This window comes from Phocaeicola sp. RTP21198st1_B8_RTP21198_201120, assembly GCF_040929485.1.
GTDB lineage: Bacteria > Bacteroidota > Bacteroidia > Bacteroidales > Bacteroidaceae > Phocaeicola > Phocaeicola dorei.
In genome coordinates this window covers 1-5,599 of sequence record NZ_JBCOCI010000141.1, presented here as the reverse complement: position 1 = coordinate 5,599, position 5,599 = coordinate 1, and the positions used below count along the sequence as shown (strand labels likewise).

Sequence of the window (5,599 nt, the reverse complement as noted above, 5' to 3'; positions counted from 1 at the left end):
GTCAAGGATGCTACGGGTGAAACTGTCATTGGTGCATCTGTAGTAGTGAAAGGTACGACTAATGGTACTATTACCGGTATTGATGGCGACTTTTCATTATCTGGAGTGAAGAAAGGGGATATTATCCAAATTTCATTCGTGGGATATCAGACTGTTGAAGTTCCCTGGAATGGTCAACCTTTGAATGTAACATTACAAGATGACACACAAACGCTACAGGAAGTGGTAGTAACCGCTCTCGGCATCAAACGCGAAAAGAAAGCATTAGGTTATGCCATGCAGGAGGTAAAAGGTGATGCATTGGTAGCAGCTCGCGAAACAAACTTAGCCAATGCTCTTTCCGGTAAAGTATCCGGTGTTCAAATCATCCGTTCAAGTAATGGTCCTGCCGGTTCTTCTAAGATTCAGCTTCGTGGTAGTAATTCTGTAACGGGTTTGAACCAGCCGTTAATTGTTGTAGACGGAGTACCCTTGGATAATTTTACTGGAGCCGACAACAATGATATGTGGAATCCATCTACTGATATGGGTAACGGTTTATCGGATATCAACTCCGAAGATATTGAATCAATGTCTGTTTTGAAAGGTGCATCTGCTGCTGCGCTTTATGGTTCGCGTGCAGGTAATGGTGTTATCCTGATTACAACAAAGAAGGGTACTAAGAGCGAGGGGCTTGGTGTTACATTTTCCGGATCCGTTTCGGTGGAAAATGTATTTATGAAACCCGAACGACAAACTATTTTCGGTCAAGGTTCTAATGGCATTTTCAATGCAACCTCTAGTTCTAACTGGGGACCAGCTATTACAGGTCAAAGCTATACAGACTGGAACGGACGTACTCAAAATATGCAATATTTTGACAATGTAGCTAATTTCTTTAAGACAGGTGTGAATTTAACTGAAAATATCGCTTTTTCGCAACAGTTTGATAGGACATCCGTTTATTTATCAGCTACCCGTATGGACGATTTCAGCAAGATTCCAGGGGCAGAGTATAGCCGTACTAACTTAATGTCACGTATCACTTCGTCATTTGGTAAAGATAATCGTTGGAGTGTGGATGCCAAAGTACAATATATTTTGTCTGATGCTACCAATCGTCCTATATCCGGTGCGCGCTCGGACAACTATTTCTATTCCATGTACATGATGCCTATTTCTTTGGATATAAGAGAGTTTAAACAGGCCAAAAATCCAGAAGATGGAAAAATGTATTGGTGGGAGAAAGGCAGTGGTCAGAATCCATATTGGGCAAAAGATTACAATACCAATCAAGACAAACGTAATCGCTTTTTGCTGAATGGTTCGTTGAAATATCAGATTACAGATTGGTTGAACGCAGAAATTAAAGCAGGTAGTGATATGTATTTCACAGAAACAGAAACCAAACTGTATGCTGGCAGTCCTTCATCAGAAAACGGTCGTTATTCTTTTGGTGAACAAAAATTCTATGAAAATAATTTCAGTTTTTTGGTTACCGCACAAAAAGACCGTGTATTAGGCGATTTCGGAGGTGTGTTTACATTCGGTGGGAATTTAATGGAACGTAAATCAACAGGTGTTAGCAATTCTGTTAGTGCTTTAACAGTGCCTGATTTATTCTGGTTGACAAATTCAACCGACTCAAACAGAAGTATCAGTCAGACTTATACTCATCGTAAGACCAATTCATTGTATGGTACACTGGGAGTTAACTATGACGGTTGGGCATTTTTGGATTTGACAGGACGTAATGATTGGTCCTCTACTTTGAGTAAGAGCAACCGTTCGTTCTTTTATCCTTCTATCAGTGCTTCATGGGTAATCAGTGATATGATTAATAACCGGGGAAAGGGAATGCCCGAGTGGTTTACATATGCCAAGGCTCGTGTATCTTTTGCACAGGTAGGTAATGACCTCGATCCTTATCAATTATATAACGTATATGGTATTGGATCTATCTATGAAACAGGAGGTACGAGTGCGTCTGTGTCTGGTAGTACCTTATTTAATGAAGATGTACGTAGCGAATTGATTTCATCTTGGGAAGCCGGTGCCGAAGTCCGTTTCTTCAATAATCGTCTAGGGTTAGATGTGGCTTGGTATAAATCAAACGCTAAACGTCAGTTGCTAAATTTACCTATGAACTCATTGTCTGGATTTAGTTCAATGAAAATTAATGCTGGTAATATTCAGAATTCAGGTGTAGAAATCATGTTGAATGCTACTCCGGTACAAACTAAAGAATTTACTTGGGACACTCAAGTGAATTTCTCTACCAACAAAAACAAGATTATAGAACTAGCTGATGGTATTAACGAATATACTTTAGGTACCTATGATAATTTAAAGATTTTGGCTGTTGCTGGAGGTAATTATGGTGAAATTTGGGGTACTACTTATCTGCGGGTGACTGATGAGAATAGTCCTTATTATGGAAAAATGTTGTTGAATGATGCCGGTTTGCCACAAGGTGACTCAAAAATACAAAAGATTGGTGATCAACAAGCTACTTGTTTGGTAGGATGGACCAATACATTCTCTTACAAGAATTTTACATTGAGTTTCTTGGTAGACGCACGTATCGGTGGTGAAATTTTTTCTGGTTCAAACCGAATGTTGCAAGCCAATGGTGTGGCAGCATGTACTGTGGTAAACGGTAAACGCGATAAATTTGTAGTAGATGGGGTTATTGCAGACGGAAACGGGGGCTATTCACCTAGCACCATCGAAGTAGAACCACAATCTTATTGGACGGCCGTAACTGGATCAACTGGTAATATGGGTATTGGTGAAGCTAATTTGTATGATGCAACGAATGTTCGTTTACGTAATGTTTCCTTAAACTATACTTTCCCCCGGAAGATGCTTGCAAAAGGTCCGTTCCAGCAAGTTAAGTTAGGGATGTCTTGCAACAATGTTTGGATGATTCATAGTAATCTGCATGGCATAGACCCCGAATCCGTGTTTGCTACCAGTACCAATGCAACCGGATTTGAGAATGCGTCATCACCAACATCACGTACCTTCTTGTTTAATGTAACACTTGGTTTCTAATTTTTAATACTCGACAACAATGAAAAAAGTAAATAAATTATTATTCAGTCTGGTAATGGGTGCTGCTTTGATGGGAGGTGCCACATCATGTGATGACTTTGAGGAAATCAATTTTAGTCCCTCTGCAGCAGGCGAATCATATATTCATCCGGACTATGCACTGAATAAATCTTTTTATGAGGCGCAAATGGACCCGGATATTGCAGAACGTGTATTTGTGTATAACTGGGCTTCCATTACACGAATTATTGGTGATAACACTATGGGAGTAACCGCCCGTTATAGCAATGAGTATAACGACAGATTGTATAGTTATACCTCCAATTGGGTAAAATATGCCACCAATGCCATCAATATGGCAGATGTAAATCCGGGAACTTCCGAACATGAACAGGCTTTCTTTCCTAATGTAAAACAATTTGCTCGTATTTGGCGTGTTATGCTGATTGCAGATTTTGCTGATTCTTTTGGTCCATATGCTTTGGACGCTGCTCAAGGTGTCAATCCGACATTCAACAGCGTAGAAGATGTTTATGTATTCATGTTGACCGAATTAAAAGAAGCAGCCGCTGGAATTAACACGTCTGTAGAACCTACAGAAACAGAAGCTAAAGGAGATCCTGCTTTTGGATACAATGCTGCAAAATGGGTCAAATTGGCTCACAGCCTCCGCTTACGTTATGCCATGCGCCTGTCCGAAGTATCTACTTCAAAAATCGATGTCAAGGCTGAATTTGCGGATGCTGCATCCAAAAGTTTGTTGACTTCTGCAGATGATTTCTTTTCGTTTCCAGAGGCAGGCGGATGGTCTTGTTATGAAGGTGTAATGAATCGTCCTTGGAATGACCAATGTATTTCTTCTACTATGTGTAATCTGTTAACTGGTTTAGGAGATATTCCTGTAACCAGTTATCGTCCGGACTTGGCGCCTTACATCAAGCCTATGAATTATATTGGTGAACAATACGTAAATCATTATCCGGTAACTACTGATAATCCAACCAAACAATTGTGGATGGATGGTATTCCTGAACATCTTGATCCGCGTGCTTTGAAAGTATGGTGTTTAACGAATGATGAAAAAGCTGAAAATTTTCCAGATCAAGGTTCGCAAGGCGTTAAGAATCATGCAGAACATGCCATGCTGGATCCGACTGATCCTGAAAAAAAACTAGTAAAGATTGACGCTCAGTTCACATGGAATGGTTATCCGGCAGGTACTCGTTCCGCATGGAGTACTGAGACATTCAAATTCAATGATGTTTTAGGCAGTATGTATGATACTACTCCAATGCTGGGTAAACAATATCGTGATAACACCGCCAGACGTATCTGGATGTCACCATGGGAAACCTATTTTTTGTTGGCCGAAGGTGCTTTAAGAGGATGGACCAACTCCATCAGCGCTAAAGAAGCGTATGAAAACGGTGTACGTGCCAATTTCGAATACCTTGGCCTAAGTCAATATGTAAATCAATATCTGGCATCTACCAGCTATAACCGTGTAGGTACTTCAGTAAATTTTGATCATACCGTAGAACCGGTTTCTTTTGAAGCTGATTATGTGAATGGTTATACCAAGCAAGCTGGAAAAATGACTTATAATTATCCAGACGCCAGTAAGATTTTATACAAAGGTGGTGCTTTGAATGACCAACTAACCAAGATCATTACACAAAAGTATATTGCTAATGTGCCTTATGGAGTAGTTGAAATGTGGAATGACCGTCGTCGTTTAGGATTGCCTTTCTTTGAAATTCCAGCTAATGAAGGTACACTGACCGGTTCTGACATGGAGAAATATATTCAGGCTTCAGAATGGAAAAATGGTCAGAAATGGTATCATTATACACAACGTATGCGGTATCCGACAGCATTAGAAAACGCAGATAAAGAACAATACCAAAATGCATTGCAATTATTAGGTGCAGAAGACAATACAATGATGACGCCACTTTGGTGGGCTATCAAATAAGTTGATTCTGAAAAGATATTTCAGATAAAAATAGAAACTGAAAGTTTTTATAGATTGAAATTTTCTTAAAATAAATCCTCTTATTCTTTCCTATTATTAGTGGTAAGAATGAAGGGGATTTATTTCCTTTAAAACTAATTCCTTTTATCTGAATTCCAAATCGAAAAGCAAATTTAATTGATGATGGATAACATTGGGCAAAAAAATTATCTTATCTTTTTCTATTTGATTGAGAATTGATACAGTAGCTTCAGTATTTCTTTTGAATTTTTAAAATTGACATTGTTTATATCTACAAACTCTTTCACATTCTCTTGTTTGTTTTTAGGATAAAGATTAACTAATGTCTTTGCATTGCGAAAACTCTTCAACTTTCTTTTTACATAAGTATAGTAAATATTCTCCGTTACCATATTTATAGACCGAAAGGTCTAAATTCTGTTCACCATTAACACGTTGGAAGCGTGCATTGACATCAATTGCTTGAACACTGCCATGAGTAACTGTTCCCATACGATCTCAACAGGCCTTCCACTCCTTTCTCCGGATATTCCATTATTTGCTGGAATTCGTCAATGGCTATATAAC

2 protein-coding genes are annotated in these 5,599 nt (G+C 39.0%); both read left to right on the top strand.

The window, feature by feature from the left end:
* Window positions 1-3,036 (top strand): SusC/RagA family TonB-linked outer membrane protein (locus AB5935_RS23290; protein WP_195594668.1); only part of this gene is annotated, 3,036 nt, incomplete at its 5' end.
* Window positions 3,037-3,055: 19 nt separating this feature from the next.
* Window positions 3,056-5,011 carry a SusD/RagB family nutrient-binding outer membrane lipoprotein gene (locus AB5935_RS23285; protein WP_007832961.1) on the top strand — a complete coding sequence of 652 codons (1,956 nt, stop codon included), beginning with the start codon at window positions 3,056-3,058 and terminating at the stop codon, window positions 5,009-5,011.
* Window positions 5,012-5,599 lie beyond the last annotated feature (588 nt).